Genomic DNA, 22,095 nt, shown 5'->3' with positions numbered 1-22,095 from the left:
AATCCTTATCAGCAATCCTTGCTAGCGTCCCGTACCAGCGTAGACGGTGGCCTCTTCATCGCCACCAAGCTGGAACTTCTCGTGCAGGGCCACAGCGGCCTTCTCCAGGTCTGCCTCGCGGGTCAGCACGGAGATGCGGATTTCGGAGGTGGAAATGAGCTCCATGTTCACGCCTGCGTCACGCAGCGCCTCGGTAAAGTCCGCGGTGACACCTGGGTGGGACTTCATTCCGGCACCGACGAGGGAGACCTTGCCCACTTGGTCGTCGTATAGCACGTTGGTCCAGTGGCCCTCCTCCTTGAGATTGGCCAGGATTTCCATTGCCTTCGGGCCGTCCGAGCGCGGGCAGGTGAAGGTGATGTCGGTAGTACCAGACTCCAGTGAGGAGACGTTTTGCAGAACCATGTCGATGTTGATCTCCGCGTCCGCAATAGCGCGGAAGACCTTGGCGGCTTCCCCCGGGCGGTCCGGGATGCCGAGGACGGTGACCTTGGCCTCAGAGCGGTCGGTAGCGATGCCGGTAAGTACTGCTTCTTCCACGGGGATGTCCTCCATTGAACCGGCGATGAGCGTGCCGGGGTCGGTTGAATAAGACGAGCGAACTCGCAGGGGTACGTTAAACGCGCGGGCGTATTCGACGCTGCGCAAAACCAGAATCTTGGAGCCTACTGCGGCCAGCTCCAACATCTCCTCGAAGGAGAGCTTCTCCAGCTTCTGGGCATTGGGCACGATGCGGGGGTCAGCGGTGTAGACACCATCGACGTCCGAGTAAATCTCGCACACGTCGGCGCCGAGCGCCGCAGCGAGAGCGACCGCAGTGGTATCCGAACCACCGCGGCCCAGAGTGGTGACGTCGCGGGATTCCTTATTGACGCCCTGGAACCCAGCAACGATACAAATCTTGCCGTTATCGAGAGCTTCCGTAAGGCGGCCCGGGGTGACGTCGACGATCCGGGCATTACCGTGGCGCTCAGTGGTGAGCACGCCGGCTTGGGAGCCAGTGAACGATTGAGCCTGCGCACCGAAAGATTCCACTGCCATGGCAACGAGCGCGTTAGAGATGCGCTCACCAGCAGTCAGCAACATGTCCATTTCGCGCTGCGGCGGAACGGGGTTGACCTGGGCGGCGAGGTCAAGGAGCTCATCGGTGGTGTCACCCATGGCGGAGCACACGACGACAACGTCGTTGCCCTGCTTTTTCGTCGCCACAATGCGCTCTGCGACGGCGCGGATGCGCTCTGCGCTTTCGAGGGAGGATCCCCCGTATTTCTGTACGACTAGGGCCACTGACGGTCCCACCTTTCGTTTTCGCGAGGGCCAATACCTGTTCACCGCCCAATACCTATAGGCCGGCAGTCAACTCCTTTAGACTACCGCTCTTCCGGCCCTACCGAAACACTGGGCGCACATTAATTCCGGGTAGGGTGGAATCGATGTTTTCTAACGTGGTTGCCGTTGCTTTTGCGCTGGCCTCGGCACTGGTCATTGCCTGGGGCACAGTCATACGCCACCGTATCGTTTTGGACGCCAGCTCCACCAGTGTGATGCGCACCGCATTGCGAACCCCTCTTTGGTGGATAGGCACGGCCGCTGCCGTCATCGCCTATGCCCTGCAGCTCCTCGCGCTTCACTTTGGCACGTTGCTCATCGTGCAGCCCATCCTCGTCCTTTCCCTCATGTTTACGCTGCCACTCGCGGCCTGGTACTCGCGCCGCCGCATGCCCGCGCGTGAGGTTGTGTGGTGTGTGGCCTTGACCATTGCCGTGGGCATTCTGGTTGTGTACGGCCGCCCCACTGCTGGCTTGACGACGCCCACGTGGTCCCAATGGTGGCCCGCCTTCGCCGTCGGCGCTCTAGCCCTAGCGGCACTGTTCGTGGCTGCCTTCAACCGTCCAGAAGAGTCAGCCCTGGCACTAGGCACGGCCTGCGGCATTCTGTATGGCTATGTCGCACTTGTGGCGAAAGCCGTGGTGGATATCTTTGGCAACGAAGGTCCCGTGGCAACGCTGGGAAGTTGGGAGCTCTACGCGCTGATCGGTCTTGCGGCCGGCGGTACGGTGATCCAGCAATATTCCTTCCACGCCGGCGCTTTGGCGCATTCCCTGCCTGCCATGACCATCATGGAGCCAATCGTGGCCTTTGGCTTGGGCTATTGGGTGTTGGGCGAGAAGTTCCAGGTGGAATCCGCAGTGGGGTGGAGCGTCATGGGCGGATCACTCATCATCATGATCGTCTCCACCATCGTGCTTTCCCGTCTCCCAGTGAACACGGGTACAACGAAACGTACTGACCACGCGCCGAACTAAATGGCCCATTCAAAGACGACAATCATGTAGGCAGAGAACCACGCTGACCACAGCACCCACACTGCAATACCGGACCAAGCAACCCGGGCCGGAAGCTCCTTGACCGCACGGATTACCCACGGCACGAAGAGGAGCGCTGCCGGAAGAAGAAGGCGGGGGCGGGAATGCAAAATTCCGTCTGAGAGCAACACGTTCGCCGTGAGCGCGGCACTAAACCACCACGCCACTGGGTTAGCTTTGCCCCATGACGCCACGAGCAGCACCACGGCTCCGAGGATGACAACGACGGTCAGCAGGTAGCCCACGTCGTTATTCTTCGTCAGGGTGTCCCATACAAACGTCAAAGTGGCGGCGCCACCATCAAAGGTCGAGTTCCAATGCTTCGTCTGAATGCCGAAATAGCCCCCGACATCCGCTAGGTAGCGTTGCGCCCACAGGAGATAGCCAGGCAACGGGAGCGCTGCAACACCAAAACTTAGCCATGCCTGCCATTCCCGGCGGCCATATAGCAGTACCCACAGGCCAAACACAGCGAGGAAATCCAGCGCGGTCAAGCGCGTCAATGACAGCGCGAAGCCCGCGGCACCGGCCCACCACCATGCGCGCTGGTCCAGCGCCACAAGACCCCAGACCACGAGGGCACCAAAGAGTGCCTCGGTGTACGGCATGGAAAACACAATGGACATCGGCGCGCTCGTCACCACCACTGCGGCGGCGATCTGCCCAGTGCGACCTGCGCCGAGCCGGCGCGCGAGCACCATAACGCCTGCGGCCATCACCGCAGTGAGCACCGTGTTGAGGATCAGCGCGGCGAGCCCTAGGTTAATCCCCGTCCAGCCCACCGCCCGCAAGAGCATGGGAAAGCCGGGGAAGAAGGCCATCGTCTTTTCATACACTGGGCCGTCCGCGCTGATATCGGCCACAAAATAGCCAACGCGTGCAATCTCCAGGTAATACTTGGCATCCCACGCCAAGAGTTGGTCCCACAGCTCGCGGTCGTTCACTGCACTTAAGAGACGGAGCACTCCAATGCGCACCGCTGCCCCAATAACGGCGACGGCAACGGCGCTCACGATAAAGGAGCTGCGGGGCTGTGGGGAGGCGGCGTCCAGCGCGGCATCATCTACAGGCGTGGCGGCAGAGCCAGGGGGCATCGGCTCGGTTTTCTTTGAAAGCACGTGGGACATCTTAGCCACCCCCACATGTATCTCAGCATATGAAACTGCTTGCCACAGTGTGGGAATCCCTGTATTGTGGCTCACATGACTTTGCGGCGCACCCTTCTCCTTAGTAGCCGCGGCGGGATTTAGGTTCGTGACTCCACGGCCAGCGCCCCGTCGCGGAGCGTAGTGATGCTGACCACTGCAGCTGGCCGTCCTCACCACACAGCCACACCTTTCAAGGAAGAGAACACCTAATGTCCCCCAACGATTCTTTTATCTCCGCTCCGCGTGACATCACCACCCCGAACGGCCCGCGCAACGACAACCAGCCCGCATGGAACAAGCAGCGCGGCTCCTCCATGCCGGTCAACCGCTACCAGAGCTTTGCCCAAGAAGTAGAACCCGTAAAACTGCCCGACCGCACCTGGCCGGATAAGACCATCACCGTGGCGCCACAGTGGTGCGCGGTGGATCTGCGCGATGGCAATCAGGCTCTCATCGATCCGATGAGCCCGGAACGCAAGCACCGCATGTTCGACCTGCTGGTCAAGATGGGCTACAAGGAAATTGAGGTGGGATTCCCCTCCGCATCCCAGACGGACTTCAACTTCGTACGCGAAATCATCGAAGGCAACAAGATCCCCGATGACGTCACCATTCAGGTCTTGGTGCAGGCGCGCGAGCACCTCATCCGCCGCACTTTTGAGGCCTGTGAGGGCGCCAAGAACGTCATTGTGCACTTCTACAACTCGACGTCGAAGCTGCAGCGACGCGTGGTCTTCCGCAAGGATCGCCCGGCCATCAAGAAGCTGGCAACGGATGCTGCGGAGCTCATCAAGTCCATTGCTCAGGACTACCCGGACACCAACTGGCGGTGGGAGTACTCGCCGGAGTCCTTTACCGGCACCGAGCTGGATTTTGCGGTCGAGGTCTGCGATGCGGTCGTCGACATTATGGAAGCAACCCCGGACAACCCCATGATCATCAACCTGCCGTCCACGGTGGAGATGATCAGCCCGAACGTCTACGCCGACCAGATCGAATGGATGCACCGCAACTTTGCCAAGCGTGATTCCATCATCATGTCCCTGCACCCACACAATGACCGCGGTGAAGGTGTCGCCGCTGCGGAGCTGGGCTACATGGCCGGTGCAGACCGCATTGAGGGCTGCCTGTTTGGCAATGGTGAGCGCACCGGCAACGTCGACCTCATCACTTTGGGCCTGAACATGCTGACCCAGGGCGTGGATCCACAGATCGATTTCTCCGACCTGCCTAAGATTCGTGAGACGGTGGAATACTGCAACCAGCTGCGCGTCCCTGAGCGCCACCCCTACGGCGGCGAGCTGGTCTTCACGGCATTCTCCGGCTCCCACCAAGACGCCATCAACAAGGGTCTGGACGCCCTGGCCCAGGTTGTACGCCCCGGCGCAAACAACACCGACGTGTCCTGGGAAGAACTGCGTGAGACCACCTGGGAAGTTCCGTACCTGCCCATCGACCCAAAGGATGTGGGCCGCGATTACCAGGCCGTTATCCGCGTGAACTCGCAATCCGGCAAGGGCGGCGTTGCCTACATCATGAAGACCGACCACGGCATCAACATGCCGCGAGCCATGCAGGCAGAGTTCTCCTCCGTCGTCCAGGCCGTCACTGACGCCGAGGGTGGCGAGGTCAACTCCAAGAACATGTGGGACATCTTTGCCGCCGAGTTCCTCGACCGCACTACCCCGCTGGAGCTGGAGACCTTCCACGTTGATAGCTCAACGACGGAATCGGAGGACGCCAAGGTGACTGCCTCGATCATCTACAACGGTGAGAAGCACGTCGTCTCCGGCAGCGGCAACGGCCCCATCGCCGCCTATGCCAACGCGCTGGAAGGCATTGGCATCGACTTCGAAGTCATTGATTACTCCCAGCAGTCCCGCACGTCCGGTGACGATGCTGAAGCTGCCTGCTACATCGCCGCAGAGGTCAACGGTACCCAGGTATGGGGCGCCGGCATCGCCGGCTCCACCACCCGCGCCTCAATCAACGCGATCACCTCAGCAATCAACCGCGCTGCCTAGTCCACTCACGCCAAGCCCACGGTTACACCGTGTACGCAACTGCAACTAGTACACACTAGTTGCAGTCTCCCCACCCAAAGCCCGTCCCGCTACCCCACTTATCATGGATTGTGTGACGGGCGTTTTGCCTTTGCCACCTTCGCAATCCCCACGCGTCACCGTATTGTATATACACCCTAGATAAGAAAACCAAATGTGCACACGTCAACAATGCAAGATTTTTTGCTAGGTTACTAGGGGAAACATTATGCTGGGCACACTAGCTTGTAGCCGCACAATGGGCACTGTAGTCTAAGTACATAGCACGATGGTACTGCAAACTTTTTTACTATTTTTAAAAGTGAAACTCTCAGGCTAAAGCTCAGTTCTCTCTACCGCGCTGATGTACTTTCTCACTCCACGGCAGCCGCGGCTGTAGACCTAAGCCAGCCACAAAGGCGAACATTATGACGGTCACCAACTATGTGGTCCCCCACGAGGGCTTTGGTGATCCCCGCCGCCTTAACGTCAACAATGTTGACCCAGACCTCTTCCTCAGCCTTCTGGATGAAGAAGGCGATGACCACCAGCTCACCGTGACTCTGTGTGGCCACTCCAGCTCCGGTTTCCGCGTTCGCCACGAGGACACTGTGGTGGGAATGATCTCCGCGGAGCAATCGGAAGAGTATAGCGAGCTCGATTGGGTAATGAGCTCGGGCTTGAGCCCCCAAGTTACGGCAACGGTGTGCCTTAACACGGATAGCGACGACGATACGACCCCTGTCTTCGAAGTCCTACTCCCCGAACCAGGTTTGTGCGTTCCCAGCAATAACCCTCCGGCTGAACGCTGGGGACTGCTGGAGGGCGATACTGCCCTGCACGTCACCGATTTCGACGCCACACACGAGGCCCTTCCGGGCCAGTCTGCTCACCTGCTCATACGTGTCGATAACAAGCGCGGCCTTGCCCATCGCCACATTGAACTCTCCTTAGATAACGTTCTCATCGCCACGATCCCCCGCGGGGAGGCTAAGTGGCTGGCTGATTCCATCGCCGCTGTTAACGACGACGGTCTTGTCGCCGTGTCGCGCGCGTACTACTCGGCGGAGTGTGACGCACCAACACTTACGATCTTCGCCGGCCACGATGCCCCTACCGGCATTCCTGCTTTGCGCACCGCGGGTGTCGTCGCGGCGGCTACCACCGCTGGTACTCCGGCGGCCATTGTCCACTCTGAAGCGCACGGCGCGACGTCTTCTGCCCCGTTCATCGGAACCTCTGCGGGCTCCGAGTCCCCGACAATTTCGCTCAGTTCCCTTGACGGTGCCTCACCTAAGGCGGGATTTGGCGCCAAGCTCGCTGGTGCCAGCACCGGATTAAAGCTCGCGTGCGCCGCCAGCGTTGCAATCATCATTGGCGGCACCGCGAATTTTGCCGCCTCAGTAGTCTCACTCAGCTCATCCCATGAGCTCGTCACCGGCTCTGCCTTGGAGGCCTACGAAGACCCGCTTATTAGCCCGCGTGCGGCCGGCGCACAGGACGCCGACGAAGCCGAAGCTACCAAGGGCTCTGACGCCCCGGAGTCTCAAGAAAAGTACGTCACCCAGGACATGACGCAAGGCCGCTTCTGGGATGCGCCTTCTCGCCTGCTTGACGATGAGCCGGGTACTCTGGACGGCTCTAGCGATGCTGGCCCCGCCGCAGCGATGGCTAACGAGGCACCTAGTGAGAGCACTGCCGCTGGCCGCGCCGGCGAACACCACGAGGCCACCACACCTCCCAAGCAACCACAACACACCGACGCAGCACCAAAGCACCGTCCCTCGCCCAGCAACCGCACCCGCTCAACGTCGAATTCTGATTCTTCGCCGCTACGCCTAGCGGAACGCGACACTGCCGCTAGTGGTTCGACACAGTCACGCCAGGTTAAGCCGAAACCGCGTCCTACAACTCCGAAGGCCGCTCCAACGGCAGCTGCGGCACCGACTACGCCGAACGCAGACACGCCGCCGCGAACTAAGCCCCAGACTGCGCCCACTTCTACGACGCCGCCGACGCAACGGCCGACCTATCTTCCGGGTTCACACCCCGCAGACAAGCCGCGTACACCACGACCCACCCCGCCTGCCCCTATCGGACAAGATCGTGCAGCCGTCGGCGAAGATCGCTCTCCCATTGGCCAGGATCGCTCCGCGATGGACCACGACCGCGCAATTGCCGGCCAAGAGCACTCACCCCGAATTGAAGACCTCATTATCGTTCCCTTCCTGCCGTTTCTTCCACCTGAGCTGTTGGAACCACTACCAGGCACAACGCCCGACATCCCTCAGGAACCGACCCCCGAGGCGGAAACGGAAAGCACCGCACCTCAAGAACCTACTGAACCCACTGACCCCGCTCCCGTGACGGAGACAGAACCTTCCGCGACTTCCGAGGCAGAGCTCGAACCAAAGGACGAACTCGCAGTAGAAGACGAGCCGAGCGTGGAGCCAAGCACGACGCCGAGCGCAGAGCCAAGCATCGAGCCACTCCCAGAACCGGAAGCTACCGAGCCCACCCCGTCCCCTGAAGAACGCGAAGAACGGGGCGCACAGGATGAACGGGACGAACGGGAAAAGAACAAGCGCAACTCGCACATCCCTCCGGGCCAGCTCAAGAAGATGGAACGGGAAAACGGACCGGCACCGGTGCTGCGCAACCGCTAAGAGTGTGCCCTTCCCTGGTTCCTATAGACGGGGTACTAAACTGTGAACAATGACGACGACACCCAGCCCCACCGAGCCCACAGCGCACAAGAGCGCTGAGGCAGCTGCAGCGCTGGCGTCGCCAAGCACAGGCGCCCCCAAGCCCGGCCCACGCCCCACATCCACCGACACGTCCTCGTCCCCGAAGGACACCAGCGGGGCAAACAACTCCCAGAACACGCGGGATCCCAAGCATGCTAGGGACACGGCGCGCGAGGAAGCCCTCGCGGCGTTCCCCTACGTGGCGCTCACCATCCAGACCACCGGCATTCATCCCTCGACGGGCCGCTTGCTCACCGTCGATGCGCTAACGCTGAATGACGCAGGGGAGGTCGGCCAAGAATTTCACGCCGTCATCAACCCTGATGGTGACCCGGGCCCGCGTCACCTGCATGGCCTAAGCCCAGAGGAGATCAACGCTGGTCAGGCTTTTTCCTCCTTGCTCAAGCCGCTGGACAGGCTCATCGATGGCCGCACACTCATCGTCCACGACACCACCTACACCTGGGGATTCATCGTGGCGGAGGCTCGCCGCGCCATGACCGCGGCTGCCCGCCAGAACCGCGCGCGCAATCGGAACCGCAACAACAAAGGACGTCGCCGCCGCGTCAAGGTAGGCCACGTCCCGGCCCCGGTCAGCATTATCGATACGCTTGCCACCGCCCGCCGCCAGGGAGTGTGGGGCACCGACATTCGCCTCGCCGCCGTCGCTCGCGATACGGGCCTCAACGCACCTTCCCCCAAGGCCACCGTCGAGCGCGCCCAACGCACGGAAAAGGACACCTCTCGTGAGGCCACCCGCCTCCTCATAGAGCTCTACCGCGCCCAGCGTGAAGGTACACTGAGCACAGCCTCCCCGGAGGACCTGCGCGCAGACCGCTTCGGACTGCAGCGCTCCCATGTACGCGTCGATGCCGCTGAAGCTCCCCGCCAGCATCACAACCCCGGCCCGTACGTTCCGGGCAAGGAGCTCATCCGCGGCATGGAAATCGTGGTCGCTCCAGAAATCACCGAGGACCCCGACACCATCATCGCGGCACTTACCCGCGAGGAGCTTAACTACTCTGAAAAGCTCACGCGGGAAACCTCCCTGGTGGTCTGCAATATCACCACGGATCTCGTGGGCAAGCCGATGCATGCTCACCGCAAGGACATTCCACTGATGTCCGACACTGCCTTCCTCGCTGCGCTTGAGCGCATTGAAGATGCTCAGGAGCCAGAAGAAACAGACAAGACCAGCGGCTCCAGCGCAGGTAACGGTGGGAATCACGGCAACCATGGCGGTGGCTCTGGCGGGCAGAACAACCGCAACCGCTCCTCCCACAACAAGAATCGCCGCCGCTCCCGCCGGAAATCCTCCCACCACGGTCAAGGCTCAAAGAGCAACGCCAACCAGGGCCAGAACCACAAGAACACTCAGGACGATTCCGGCAACAACGGATCCCCGAATAAGAACAACGCCAAGGGCGGCTCCAACAAGGGTAGTAACAACAATGGACGTCGGCGCCGGCGCCGCGGTGGACGCGGTCGGCGCGGCAACGGCAACCAGCACCAGCAGAACCAGCAAAACTCGGGACACAACCGCTCCCGCACCACAGATAACTAGCCTCCCCGACTACCCTGGGGAACATGAATTTTAACTTCCGAAACGCGCTGAGCTCGGCGCGTACCGCGGTGGCTACGACTGCCGCCTCGCTGGCCACCACCGCCTCGCGCGCCACTGGCCGCGGCGCCGGCGGAATGATTGGCGGCCTCATCGCAGGTGCCATCGACCCCACCATCATGCAGAACCTGGCCAAGAAGCGCCCAGCCGTCCTGGTGACTGGCACGAACGGTAAATCCACCACTACCCGCATGTTGGCAGCGGCCGTGCGCACTGAGCACAGCGTGGCGACCAACGACGGCGGTGACAACATGGACGCCGGCATTATCTCCGCGCTTCTTGCGGGCAAGGAAGCCTCTCACCTCGTCCTTGAGGTTGACGAACTCCATGTCCCTCACGTCGCCGACAACCTCGACCCCACCGCGCTGGTCTTGCTTAACCTCTCCCGTGACCAGCTGGACCGCGTGGGCGAAATCAACAAGATTGAGCGCGCCCTGCGCGGTGCAGTTGAGGCCCACCCGGACATGCTGGTCATCGCCAACTGCGATGACGTCCTCATGACCTCGGTGGCTTATGACGCGAAGAACGTCATCTGGGTCTCCGCCGGTGCTGGCTGGATGGGCGAGTCCGTGACCTGCCCGCGCACCGGTGGCCACATTGTGCGTGATCGCGAGGACTGGCATGCGGTTAAGAAGCTTGCCGACGGCCGTGAGTTCCGCCGCCCCACCCCCACCTGGGCCGTCACGGAGGAGGGCTTGGTGAGTCCGGAGGGCGTCGATAAGCTGCGTCTTTCCCTCCCCGGTCGTGCCAACCGTGGCAACGCCGCCCAAGCCGTCGCCGCCGCGGTAGAAGCCTTCGGCGTCGACCGCCACAAGGCCATCGCCGCCGCTGAGGGCGTGGATGATGTGGCCGGGCGCTACTCCACCATCACGCTGGGCAAGCGCACGATTCGCCTGCTCCTAGCCAAGAACCCGGCCGGCTGGCAGGAGGCACTGTCCATGGGGGACCGTGACGCCGATGGTCTGGTCATCGCCACCAATGGCCACGTGGCCGATGGTATCGATATGTCCTGGTTGTGGGACGTGCGCTTTGAGGACTTCGAGGACATCCCGGTCAAAGCCTCCGGTGAGCGCGGGACGGACCTGGCGGTGCGTTTGGTCTATGCGGACATCTCGCATGAGCTTATCGACGACCCCCTCACCGCCATTCAGTCCTGCCCCGAAGGCCACATCGAAGTGCTGGCCAACTACACCGCCTTCCGTGACCTCAAGAAGGCACTCACCGCCGCAGTAAAGGAGCGCTCCAATGACTAGCCTGCAGATTGGCCTCATCCTGCCGGACGTGCTGGGCACCTACGGCGACGATGGCAACGCACTCGTGTTGCGCCAGCGCGCTCGCATGCGCGGCTACGAGGCAGAAATTGTGCCCATCAAGTTGGGCGAGCCGGTGCCGGATTCGCTCGATGTCTACACCCTCGGCGGTGGCGAGGACACTGCGCAGATCCTCGCAGCTGAGCACCTCATTGCCGACGGTGGCCTGACCCGCGCGGCTGCTGCCGGCCGCCCAATCATGGCTATTTGTGCAGGTCTGCAGGTGCTCGGCGAATCCTTCCGGGCATCTGGCCGCGTCGTGGACGGCGTGGGGCTTCTCGACGCCACCACCGCCTCCCTGTCCGAGCGCGCCATCGGCGAAGTGGCCTCCGAGCCCACTAAGGCGGGCATCACCGCTGAGCTCACCGAGCCACTCACCGGTTTTGAGAACCACATGGGCGCGACCATCTTGGGCCCGGCCGCCCAGCCTTTGGGCACCCTGACTCGCGGCACCGGCAATGCTGATACCGCTGCCACCTATGACTTGTCCGACACTACTGCTCAGCGCGCCGCCGAGGGCGCCGTTCAGGGCAGCGTCATCGCCACCTACATGCACGGCCCCGTACTCGCCCGCAATCCACAGCTGGCAGATCTCCTGCTGGCCAAGGCCATGGGTGTTGCCCTCAGCGAACTTGAGCCCCTCGACATCCCCGCCATCGAGCGCCTGCGCACCGAGCGCTTCAACGCCTCCGAGCCGCCGCGCTCGCAGCGCTAGGCATCTACACCGGTAAACGGCAAATGCCTAGCGCCGAGGCTAATCACCGCGTAAAGTAACAAGCACATCCAACTGGGGGGATGTATACAACACGAGGACAAACGTCATTCCAGGCGAGACTCTCGCGACCATGCTTGAACTGCTTGACCAAAATCTTCAACACACGGTACATTACTCAGTGGACGCACCAAGGTGCTCCACTTCCGAAGCTCGTGTGAACAACACGAGCTTTCGTGCATTCAAGGGGGGAAGAATGTATATCGGATATTTCGACGAATTTGGACATAACGGGGCCTATATCTCCCGTAGCGATTTGAATTTCAAAACCCACCCCGTTTTCGGAATCGGTGGATTCATCATCCCAGCCAACAATGTTCGGCAGCTCTCTGGCGCATTCCGCAAAATTAAAGAACGCGGCCTCAAAGCTGAGATTGATGCAAAAGTTATCGCGAAAGGCCTTCCCGTAGAACGCTGGGAGAAGAAAGGGGCGGCACTACTAACCACAAAAAACGTTGAAAAGTATCGTGAAGTCCGACAGATGATGAACCGCATGCTCAACAAGCTCGAGCAGCTCGATGCACAAGTCATCTTCTACGGCCAAGAAAAGCCCCGAGGCACCAACGAAGACACCGGTGAAGACGAACAATCGCGCTATGACCATGCCATGAAACAACTCATTCAGCGTGTCAACTGGTCACTGTCGGCAAACCAAAGACATCTCATGGTGCTCGATAAGCAGGGCCCGAAAGAACGTATGGAAATTTTCGCCTCAAGCACCGCATTTATGTTCTCCCACCAGGATGCAGACAAACTCCTCGAACCACCACTCGAAGTCGAAAGCCATCTCTACCAGACAGTCCAATGCGCAGATTGGATCTGTGCACTACTTGGAAGAATCTCAGCCTTCAAATATGACCCAGAATTCAAGGAATTCGACTGGGCTATTAGGTATTTCGGAAACCGATTGGCCCATGCAAGCAGCCCGCACAGCAAAATTCGTGCAGCAGAAGCAGGCCGGGATATGTACGCCAATCACCTCGGGAGCTATCGCAGTTGTTATTCCGAGAACGAAGTACCCATGAGCTCCACCACCGATTTAGAGGCGCTGAAGCGAAGCGATTAGACGGTTAGGCGGCCACTCAAAGCGCGCGAAAGCGTCAGCTCATCAACGAACTCGAGGTCGCCTCCCAACGGCATACCTGAAGCCAATCGCGTGATCTTCAGCCCGGGGAAATCCCGGAGAAGGCGAACGAGATAAGCGGCAGTGGCCTCGCCCTCAGTGTTCGGGTCAGTAGCGAGGATGACCTCGGTGATTTCCGGGGTGTCGTCGTACAGCGGCTCTTCCGGAGTGGAATCCGCAAGCTCGCGGTCCGGCAGCACGCCGCCGAGGCGCTGCAGCAGCTGCGAGATATTGAGGTCCTTCGGCCCCACATTCGCCAGCGGGTCCAGCGCACCGCCGAGCACGTGATAGCGGCCCTCATACTCGCCAGTGCGCTCGATAACCTGAATGTCCTTCGGTTCTTCCACCACACAGATGGTGGAAGCATCGCGTTGCGAGTTGATACAGATGCGGCACACTTCTTCGCGGGAAATATTGCAGCAGATTCGGCAGAAGGTCACGCCATCGCGCACAGCGCCGAGGGCTTTCTGCAGCCGGTCGATGTCCTCCGGATCCTGATGCAGCACGTGGAAAGCGATGCGCTGTGCTGATTTCGGCCCGATTCCGGGCAGGCGCGAGAACTCATCGATGAGATCCTGCAGTGGTCCTTCAAACACGCGATGCTCCCCTTACTTCATAATCCCGAACCCAGCGTGAGCACGGGTACACAAAAGGCCGCCTTGCTCTCCCCGCAAAGGAGAGCAACAACGGCCTTTTAGTGTATCGCGCGACTTACTGGTTGCCGCCGAAGACATCCTGGATGGACGGACCATCGTAGTTCTGCTGGGACTGGCCCATGCCCTGGGACAGCGGGCCGATCTTCTCCTGTGCCAGACGGCCGGCAGCAGCGTGAGCCTCCTTGAAGGCACCCACGATGAGGTCCTGCAGAGTCTCAATGTCTTCTGGGTCCACCACGGACTTATCAATGGTGATGTCCTGCAGCTCAGCACCACCGGTCATGGTGACCTTCACCAGGCCGTTGCCGGCGGTGCCCTCAACGGTGGCAGCCAGGATTTCTTCCTGTGCCTTCTGCAGTTCAGCCTGGACGCGGGCAGCCTGCGCCAGGATGTCGTTCATGTCGTTAGCCTGCTGCATCGGATCGTTCTCAGTCATGCTAAAAGTCCTTTCACACGGTTATTTTCACTACGCGACAAGTGTACAGATGCCGAGCTATAGTCGCCGCGCCCCTAGCTCTTGCGCGAGAAGCTCCATGGCAACCTCCGTGGCGTTGCGATGATCCATCTCGCCGGCGTTCTGCGCGGCTTCCATCATGTCGCGTTCCTCGTCATCCCGTGAATACTCCGGCTGGGTTTCAGGAACCTCCTGCGGAGTCGGCTGCGACGGTGTTTCAGGCCTGTGTCCTGCGCTATCCGACGCCCCACCTGCTCCCGCCGGCGGTGCATACTCCTCCGGTGGTGCGTCGTATTCACCCTCATCCGGACCTGGCTCCGGCGGCAACGGAACACCGTTTCCGAACTGCGGAACCTTGGCAAACTCTTCATCGCGTTGGGCTGCTACCTGACTCGCTTGAGCAATGCGTGATCGCCATTGGCTGCCACGAGCCTCCCTCTTTGGGGGCACTTGTGCATCACGCTGTGGTGTTTCCTGTCGCTGCGGTGTCGGCTCCTGTCGCTGCGGTGTCGGCTGGCGTTGCTCCGTCGTGTCAGATGACGGCTCCTGTCCACCGATGCGGCGCGGCGCGCCCCACGTGTCAGCGGTGGCCGGCTGCTCACTCGCTTCCGCTTGGCCAGAATCGGAGGTTTCGGTGGAGCTAGGCGTCTCCGGACTCTCTGCCTCCTCTTCAGGCTCGGAAGCCTCACGCTGGGGTTGGTTGGGGTTCCACTGAGTACGCTGAGCAGGTTTCTCCACAGTGAAGCCGTGGGCCTTGGGGTCAGTACCAATGACGCACTCCACCTTGAGCTCGCGGTTGAGCTCCTCCTTGAGGACCGCGACGATGACCTCGTTGGTACCCGGCGAATTGATGCGCTCTGCCAGAGCACCCGTGGTGTGGCCAAGGACGAGGGTGTCGTCGCGCACGCCCAGGACGCGGGCTTCAGCAAGCATGATCTCCGCGACCTTGTTGCGGTGGCCAATGGTGGCACGCAGGTCAGACCAGCGAGAGCGGACTTCACTAGCCGGATCCTGCTGCGCGGTGTCCTGCCGCTGCTCTTGCCGCTGTTCTTGCTCTTGCTTTTGCTGTTGCTCTTGCGGTGCCTGCTGAGGCTGCACTGGTTCACGCTCAGGCTGTTGTGCCACTTGCGGCTCGGACTGCTGCTGTTCTTGCTGTGGCTGCGACTGCTCGCGCTGTGGCTGTTGCTGCTCCTGCTGCTGAGCGTTCTGCTTCGCTGCCTGGCGGCTGCGGCGCTGCGCAATGATGGCGGCAGCGGCGGCGGCAGGGTCCTGGGCACTAGATACTGCAGACTGCGGGCGCTGGGTCGCTGCAGTGCCCGGGCCTTGGCCCTGAGCTCCGGACGAGCCACCAGCCGCAGGGGCGGCGGAGGATGCGCCCAAAGCTGGTTGCGTGGCTGCAGGAACCTGACCGGCAGCGGCAGCAGCCGGGGCTGTGCCCACAATGAGGTGGGCGCAGAGAATCTCCAGAAGCAAGCGTGGAGAGGTAGCACCGCGAAGTGAGGACACGCGTTCGTTAACGGTCTCTGCCAAGTAGGCCAACTGCGGGCCTGAGAAACGTTGCGCTTGGGCAGTGAGGATCTCCCCGCGGTCGGTCGGCGCGGACACGAGCCCCTCCTCCAAGGCGGAAGGCACGGCCTGGATGATCATGAGGTCACGCAGGCGATCGAGCAGGTCAATGGCGAAGCGGCGCGGCTCGTGGCCGGCTTCAATGACATCATCGACCAGCCTGAACAACCCAGCCTTGTCCTGGTTGGCCAAGGCTTCCACGGTGTTATCAAGCAACCCAAGGTCCGTCACGCCAAGTAGCGGACGTGCAACGTCGTAGGTCAGGCCATCGGGGCCAGCACCCGCAAGGAGCTGGTCCAGGATGGACAAGGTATCACGGGGAGAACCGCCACCAGCCTGGATCACCATGGGGTAGACGGTGTCATCCACGTGAACATTTTCTGAAGCCACGGTACGTTCCAGCAGGCCCTTCATAGCCGGCGGGGTCAGCAGGCGGAAAGGATAGTGGTGGGTACGCGAACGGATGGTGCCGATAATCTTTTCCGGCTCCGTCGTGGCGAAGATGAAGATAACATGCTCCGGCGGTTCCTCAACCACCTTGAGCAAGGCATTGGCACCGGAGGCGGAAATCATGTGCGCCTCATCGATGATGAAGATGCGATAGCGCGATTCGGCTGGCGCGTAGTAGGCGCGATCGCGCAGTTCACGCATGTCCTCCACACCATTGTGGGAGGCCGCGTCAAGCTCTGTTACGTCCAGGTTGCCGGGGCCGCCGGGGGCTAGGGAAACACAGGAATCGCACACGCCACACGGCGTGGATGTGGGGCCCTGCTCGCAGTTGAGTGAACGGGCCATGATGCGTGCCGACGAAGTCTTTCCGCAGCCACGCGGGCCGGAAAAGAGGTACGCATGGTTAATGCGCCCCGCGTCGAGGGCGGCGGACAACGGTGTGGTGACCTGCTCTTGGCCAACCACTTCCGCGAACGTTGCTGGACGATATTTCCGGTAAAGAGCCACGGTTAGTCAGTCTAGCGCCTTGCCCGGACACACGGATCACGCATGGAAGCCCCACGAGTGGAGACGATGATTCAGCTCTCTGAGCGCTGCCAGTCCAACAGATCGATGCCATGCTCCGCCACTGCGTTCTGCAGGGCCGGTACACCTTCATCAACTGCGAAGGCATATTCGGCATCAGTCAGCATGAGCAGCTGACACACCAACGTCAGGCGCTTTTCCTCCGCGACCTGTGGGGTCTGCCCACCCCACAGGTAAGGAGCAATGAGCATGCCGTGGCGCACGGACAGGTGCGCGAAGCGCTCATCTTTCTCGCCGAAAAGATTTGGTAGCAACAAGCCCGGCTGCGCCGGCAGAACGCCAGCGGCCTTCGCGAGGAGGCTGGACGCGGCGCTCACAGCGGCAGCCACCTCTGCTTGGCCAGTTCGGGCAACAGCGAGAAGCTCACAGCGCACATCGATACCTTGCTCCGCGTGGGCCAAACCCGTATCCACATCGGCGAAGTCGCAGGTGACGGCGAGCGATTGATCGTCGTCAAGCGCGGCTAAGCCCACACGGTGCCCCTCGATGTTTTTGAACTCGAGGTCAACGGGGATGACGTCATCGAGCCAATAGGCCGTCTCGTCAGCGTTGATGGCCTTATGCCCCCAGCTTCTCCACGGCAGCCAGCAGGACACAGGTAGCCACGCCATCCATCGCGGCCTCTACCTCTTCCTGCGGCGGCAGGGACGGGGCCAGGCGGATGTTGTGGTCCTTGGTGTCTTCGCCATAGGGGAAGGCGGAGCCAGCCTGAGTAAGGAGAATGCCGGCGTCACGCGCCAGCTCCCACACGCGAGTAGCAGTGCCATCTGGCACGTTCAAGGAGATGAAATAGCCACCCTTGGGCTGAGTCCACTCCGCGATGTCGTACTGAGTCAGGCGCTTATCCAGGATACGCAGGATGGACTCAAACTTCGGTGCCAAAAGTGCAGCGTGACGGCGCATAATCGCGCGCACGCCCTCAGCGGAGCCGAAGAACTCATAGTGTGCCAGCTGGTTGATCTTGTTCGGACCAATGCCGCGAATACCTGCATGCTCGAGGTACCACTCAAGGTTGTCCTCAGAGGAGCCGAAGAAGCTCACGCCAGAACCGGCGAAGGTGATCTTCGACGACGAAGACATGGCCCAGAAACGGTCCGGGTTGCCTTCCTGCTCCGCAATCTCCAGAATCGGCAGAACCTCTGGGAAGTCCTCGGTGAGAGTGTGCACGGCGTAGGCGTTGTCCCACACGATGCGGAAGTCTGATGCACCCGTCTCCATCGCAGCAAGGCGGCGGGTCTTTTCCTCAGAGATAACAGCACCCGTTGGGTTGGAGAACATCGGCACTACCCACATGCCCTTGACCTGCGGGTCCTTCGCCAGCTCCTCAACGGCGTCAATATCTGGGCCGTCCTCTTCCATCGGCACCGACAGGAGCTCGAAGCCAAAGGACTCCGTAATGGTGAAGTGGCGGTCATACCCCGGAGTAGGGCAGATCCACTTGATGGTTTCTTCCTTGCTCCACGGCTGTTCAGAGCTGTTGTTGCCAAACGTGTACGACAGGTGGATCAGGTCATACATGATGTTGAGCGAAGAAGAATCCGCAGCGACAAGCAGTTCCGGATCCATGTTGGTGAGCTCACCCCAGAGGTCTCGCAGCTCCTTGATGCCCTTCTGGTTGCCATAGTTGCGCAGGTCATTGCCGGCAGCGTCGGTGTAGTGGCCGCGGCCTGGCAGCACGAGCAAATCGTTGGACAGATCCAGCTGCGCCTTGGACGGCTTGCCGCGGGTCAAATCTAGGTTGAGACCCTCGGCCTTGAGAGCCTCGTAATCCTTGCGTACTTCAGCAGTAAGCTCCTTGAGCTCGGATGCGTCGAGATTGGAAAGCGACATCCCTCTTCCTTCCGGGACATGTGGCGGACAGATGGCACCTATAGTAACTGCCGTACGCTTCCCCCGTGTGCAAGGCCACATAAAAAAGGGGACCCCGCGCACCCGCCAGAGCCTCCTGACCCTTGCTGCATTCCTGCCCTGGGGGAGTTCAGAGGATGGACGCCACGCGGAATCCTGTGGTCTAGCCTAGCGTGCCGTGCTTGCCGACGCCAAACCGCACCTTCGCCACCCAGCTCCCACTCTGACTCCCAGCCTGACCTCCCCTTCTACCGCTTCTCATTCCCAAGTTCTTCGCGCTGACCTGGCGATTTTGCTTCATTAGGGGGCTCATGTAATGTTTTCCAGCGGAGGATTCGACTAGCGGCCTATGTCACACGCCTGGAACGCGTGCGGGAGTCACATCCCTCAGGGGTTCAAATCCCCTATCCTCCGCCACTGGGAAATCCCGGTTCACCGGCATCACGCTGTGAACCGGGATTTTTCGCATTCTGCGTCTAGCGCCTGCGCCGGAGTCGGTGTTGACCGCCCGTCAATTCGGGCCTGGCCGGTTAGAGAGCGGGCGAGGCTTGAGCCTTTTGGGCAAAGGAACCAAAGTAAAGGCACCATTTGCGGGGCTGAGCACGTAAAACCGCAGGTGGTTGAATGCGAGATTTCGCATAAGGTGCCAGTACTTTGGTTCCTTTACTGCTGGGCACTCGAGCTGGGCGCCTCCATCGAACGCCCACAGTCGCAGACTCCTAGTCGAACACGGGGGCCTCGAAACCGTCTTCCTTGAGCCACTCCACGTGCGGCGGGGTATTCATTCCCCACTCCGTGCGGGCAAGCAGAAAAGCCTCTTCCACCTCTGCCTCGTCAAAGTCGCCATCACGTAGGTACTGGCGGAAGCCGTGAAGACCAGGTTCTTTGATCCACAGCCAGACGTAGTCTTCCAAGGTATGGTCACCCAAGATGTCTTCCATGCCTTCTGGCAGGAGCTCACGCCCAGCGCGCACGCGTTCTTCTAGATCCGTGACGAAGAAGTCATAGAGGTAATCCAGGCTGTCTTCCAGCTGGGCGTACTCATAGGCGTCCATGCTCCTCCGATCTACACCGTTCCATCCCAGACATAGGGTTCACGCGAAAGCTTATCGGGTTTAAAGCGCTTGAGAAGATCCGTAGGCGTGTACAGTTCTTCGGTGTCGTAGCCCAGCGAGCGCGCGAGCAGGCGGATGATATCACCCACCTCTCTCCCTGGTTCGGCGAGCAGTTGACGCAGGGTCACTGCCCCATCGCGCTTGGAAAGGCGCACTCCCTCAGAGTTGAGAACGAGCGGCACGTGGACGAACTCTGGCTCCGGAAAGCCCAAAAGGTGCGCGAGATAGGCCTGGCGTGGGGCGGAGGAGAGGAGATCATCACCGCGCACCACCTGATCCACGCCTTGGAAGGCATCGTCAACGACAACCGCCAGGTTATAGGCCCAGTCCATGCCCTGGTTCGGGTCAGCTGGCGGCTGGCCGCCGCGACGCAGGATGAAGTCATCCACCTCGCCGGTGTACTCGCCGGCGAGAGCGTCGTGAATGGTGAAGGAGGAGGCGTCGGCTCGCAGGCGTATGGCCGGCACGCGGTTCTGGGCGGCGAGTTCGGCGCGTTTGGCGGCCCGTTCGTCGTCGCCAAGCGCGCGGCACGTCCCCGGGTACTGCCCCGGAATTGCATGCGGTGCGCGGGAGGTTTCCTGGATGTCCTTGCGCGAGCAGTAGCACTCGTAGCTGGGCAGCTGTGCCAAGGCTTCCTCGTAGGCGGCGTAGCGATCCTGCTGGTAGATAACCTCCCCATCCCAGTCCAGGCCCAAGGTCGCAAGATCCTCCAGCTGGCGCCTAGCCGATTCCCGCGAGGAGCGCTGCGTATCAATGTCTTCCACGCGAACGAGGAAGCGCCGTCCGCTACTGCGCGCATAGAGCCAGGCGAGGAGCGCCGTACGAAGGTTGCCTAGGTGCAAATCACCAGACGGGCTCGGGGCATAGCGGCCGGCGGGAGAAAGAGAATCCATGCAGTCCAGTCTAGGGGCCGCGCGGAGGCGAGTCCTCCACTAGAATCGCCCCCATGGCTTCTGACGCGACCTATCCCCTGCTTGATTCCGCCGACGCCGAGCACATGCTGGCCTATGCGCGCTCCCAGAGCTCCGGTCTGACGCTGCCTACTACGGAGCCAGCGCACATTGACGAGCAAATTAACCGGGTCATCGCGAAAGATTCTTTCCTGGGCAGCATCGAAGATGCGCGTCCCGCTGCTCTCTACCTGGAAGCCCGTGAGACTCTCCGCCAGGCCGCAGGCACCATCGAAGATGCCAACGATTCTTTCGCTATTGCCTCAATCGGCGTGCTGACCGGCCAGCCGGATCTGGTGGCTACCGGCTACGCCCGAGTTGCGCGCGCCTGGCTGGATAACGGTTTTAAGGAAGAAGCAGAGAAGTTCGCCGCCAAGGCCGCTGCTGCGGGGGATCGCTCCGTGCTCGATGAGATTGCTGCCGCGCAGACCGCTGCTAGCCACAAGGACTTTTCTGAGGCCGTCACTGCATCAATGTCCCATCCCGTTGCCGATTCTTCGGCTGCGTCTGCTGCCTCTGGTGGGGATAGCAGCCCGTCCTCACTTGCTGAACTGCGCACGCGCCTTGACGCGGCCAAGAACGGCGATGCGAAAGCTCACGCCGCTGAGTTTGTCACCATCAATGATGCGGTGACCTCCGGGAATTTTGATGGCTCGGGAACCTCGTTGGCGGACGCCCTCACGGTCATCCTTGAATCCGCTGTCGGTGCTCTCTGGGCATCAAACTCGCAGGACGACTGTTCCCGTGTAGCCGCGCAGTCCTTTGCCATCCTGTCGAACGCCCGCCGCGAGGAAGAATACCAGCAGCTGCCACCGGCGATGCTGGCGCGCTTCTACAGCGATGCCGCAGCCAACTCAAGCGGTGATAAAGCCCAGCGCCTGGCATGCTTGGAGGCAGCCGAGCGGGAGTACGCCCGCTGCGGAGATGTCGACAACGAGCTGCAGGCCATCCTCAAGCGGGTAAACCTGCATGTTCTCCCCAATGATCCCCAGGAGGCCTATGACATTCTGGCCTCCCGTTATGTGGATTCTACAAAGCTGAAGAGCCTACCGGTGGCCGCTAAATGGACGGTGCTCTACTCCGAGAGCTTGCGCACGCAGGCCGAGGACATGTTCAAGTCCACGCAGGTTCTGCTTGATTTCTTGGAGAAGCACACCGCCTCCGCAGCCACCACCCCGACTGAGCAAAGCGCCCTAGCAGAGGTAGCCGAACTCCTCGGTGACCGTTATGCCGCCGGCAACGTAGCAGAACGCGCGCGGAACATGTACCACTTCGCCTACAACCTCTTCGACGCTGCTGGCAATACGCGCGCGCTGGAGGAGCTGCGCAAGAAAGCCTAGGG

General features: G+C 61.0%; 17 protein-coding genes, 1 tRNA gene and 1 other RNA gene. 9 read left to right on the top strand and 10 right to left on the bottom strand.

Annotated features, from left to right (window positions below; genetic code table 11):
- Window positions 1–21: 21 nt before the first annotated feature.
- A complete protein-coding gene (locus NX84_RS02125) occupies window positions 22–1,287 on the bottom strand; it encodes an aspartate kinase (RefSeq protein WP_039673230.1) in 1,266 nt (421 codons plus the stop codon).
- A gap of 146 nt (window positions 1,288–1,433) precedes the next feature.
- On the opposite strand from NX84_RS02125, the gene NX84_RS02120 reads away from it, so the two are divergent.
- Complete coding sequence (locus NX84_RS02120) at window positions 1,434–2,306, top strand: DMT family transporter (protein WP_039673228.1); 873 nt, start codon at window positions 1,434–1,436, stop codon at window positions 2,304–2,306.
- Here NX84_RS02120 and NX84_RS02115 read toward each other — a convergent pair.
- Entirely contained in the window at window positions 2,303–3,484 is a 1,182-nt protein-coding gene (locus tag NX84_RS02115; RefSeq protein WP_231913713.1) for a mannosyltransferase family protein, read from the bottom strand. The two genes, NX84_RS02120 and NX84_RS02115, sit on opposite strands and share 4 nt — an antisense overlap.
- A 239-nt stretch (window positions 3,485–3,723) precedes the next feature.
- On the opposite strand from NX84_RS02115, the gene leuA reads away from it, so the two are divergent.
- The 6 genes from leuA (at window position 3,724) to NX84_RS02085 (ending at window position 13,072) form a co-directional block, all read left to right on the top strand.
- Complete coding sequence (gene leuA / locus NX84_RS02110; protein WP_039673223.1) at window positions 3,724–5,538, top strand: 2-isopropylmalate synthase; 1,815 nt, start codon at window positions 3,724–3,726, stop codon at window positions 5,536–5,538.
- 446 nt (window positions 5,539–5,984) lie between these two features.
- Window positions 5,985–8,222 carry a hypothetical protein gene (locus NX84_RS12310; protein ID WP_052319618.1) on the top strand — a complete coding sequence of 746 codons (2,238 nt, stop codon included), beginning with the start codon at window positions 5,985–5,987 and terminating at the stop codon, window positions 8,220–8,222.
- Between the two features lie 49 nt (window positions 8,223–8,271).
- On the top strand, window positions 8,272–9,867 hold the full coding sequence (locus NX84_RS02100) for a DNA polymerase III subunit epsilon (protein WP_039673221.1): 1,596 nt from the start codon (window positions 8,272–8,274) through the stop codon (window positions 9,865–9,867).
- 23 nt (window positions 9,868–9,890) lie between these two features.
- Window positions 9,891–11,177: a Mur ligase family protein gene (locus tag NX84_RS02095; protein ID WP_039673219.1), complete on the top strand. Its 1,287-nt coding sequence runs from the start codon at window positions 9,891–9,893 to the stop codon at window positions 11,175–11,177.
- Window positions 11,170–11,949, top strand: a complete 780-nt coding sequence (locus tag NX84_RS02090) for a type 1 glutamine amidotransferase (protein WP_039673217.1) — start codon at window positions 11,170–11,172, stop codon at window positions 11,947–11,949. Before NX84_RS02095 ends, NX84_RS02090 begins: the two co-directional genes overlap by 8 nt.
- 130 nt (window positions 11,950–12,079) lie before the next feature.
- On the top strand, window positions 12,080–13,072 hold the full coding sequence (locus NX84_RS02085) for a DUF3800 domain-containing protein (RefSeq protein ID WP_197712570.1): 993 nt from the start codon (window positions 12,080–12,082) through the stop codon (window positions 13,070–13,072).
- On the opposite strand, the gene recR is transcribed toward NX84_RS02085, so the two are convergent.
- From recR to ffs, 6 genes are all read right to left on the bottom strand, one after another.
- Complete coding sequence (gene recR / locus NX84_RS02080; RefSeq protein ID WP_039673215.1) at window positions 13,069–13,725, bottom strand: recombination mediator RecR; 657 nt, start codon at window positions 13,723–13,725, stop codon at window positions 13,069–13,071. The two genes, NX84_RS02085 and recR, sit on opposite strands and share 4 nt — an antisense overlap.
- A 115-nt stretch (window positions 13,726–13,840) precedes the next feature.
- A complete protein-coding gene (locus NX84_RS02075; protein WP_039673213.1) occupies window positions 13,841–14,221 on the bottom strand; it encodes a YbaB/EbfC family nucleoid-associated protein in 381 nt (126 codons plus the stop codon).
- 57 nt (window positions 14,222–14,278) lie between these two features.
- Complete coding sequence (locus tag NX84_RS02070; protein ID WP_039673210.1) at window positions 14,279–16,762, bottom strand: DNA polymerase III subunit gamma and tau; 2,484 nt, start codon at window positions 16,760–16,762, stop codon at window positions 14,279–14,281.
- A gap of 71 nt (window positions 16,763–16,833) precedes the next feature.
- A complete protein-coding gene (locus NX84_RS02065; RefSeq protein ID WP_111689406.1) occupies window positions 16,834–17,451 on the bottom strand; it encodes a suppressor of fused domain protein in 618 nt (205 codons plus the stop codon).
- Entirely contained in the window at window positions 17,399–18,670 is a 1,272-nt protein-coding gene (locus NX84_RS02060; RefSeq protein WP_039673207.1) for an aspartate aminotransferase type Ic, read from the bottom strand. Before NX84_RS02060 ends, NX84_RS02065 begins: the two co-directional genes overlap by 53 nt.
- Before the next feature lie 80 nt (window positions 18,671–18,750).
- Window positions 18,751–18,849, bottom strand: an RNA gene (ffs, locus tag NX84_RS12465) — signal recognition particle sRNA small type.
- A 167-nt stretch (window positions 18,850–19,016) separates the two neighbouring features.
- Here ffs and NX84_RS02055 point away from each other — a divergent pair.
- Window positions 19,017–19,105 (top strand) — tRNA-Ser (locus NX84_RS02055).
- Window positions 19,106–19,407: 302 nt separating this feature from the next.
- Here NX84_RS02055 and NX84_RS02050 read toward each other — a convergent pair.
- Window positions 19,408–19,743 carry a hypothetical protein gene (locus tag NX84_RS02050; protein WP_039673205.1) on the bottom strand — a complete coding sequence of 112 codons (336 nt, stop codon included), beginning with the start codon at window positions 19,741–19,743 and terminating at the stop codon, window positions 19,408–19,410.
- Window positions 19,744–19,754: 11 nt separating this feature from the next.
- Complete coding sequence (gene gluQRS / locus NX84_RS02045) at window positions 19,755–20,696, bottom strand: tRNA glutamyl-Q(34) synthetase GluQRS (RefSeq protein ID WP_039673203.1); 942 nt, start codon at window positions 20,694–20,696, stop codon at window positions 19,755–19,757.
- A 53-nt stretch (window positions 20,697–20,749) separates the two neighbouring features.
- Here gluQRS and NX84_RS02040 point away from each other — a divergent pair, with 53 nt between their 5' ends.
- Window positions 20,750–22,093, top strand: a complete 1,344-nt coding sequence (locus NX84_RS02040; RefSeq protein ID WP_039673201.1) for a hypothetical protein — start codon at window positions 20,750–20,752, stop codon at window positions 22,091–22,093.
- Window positions 22,094–22,095: the final 2 nt, after the last annotated feature.

Origin of the sequence: Corynebacterium minutissimum (genome assembly GCF_000805675.1) — a bacterium.
GTDB lineage: Bacteria > Actinomycetota > Actinomycetes > Mycobacteriales > Mycobacteriaceae > Corynebacterium > Corynebacterium minutissimum.
Note: the sequence above shows the minus strand (reverse complement) of the source record. Positions and strands in the feature narration are given on the sequence as shown.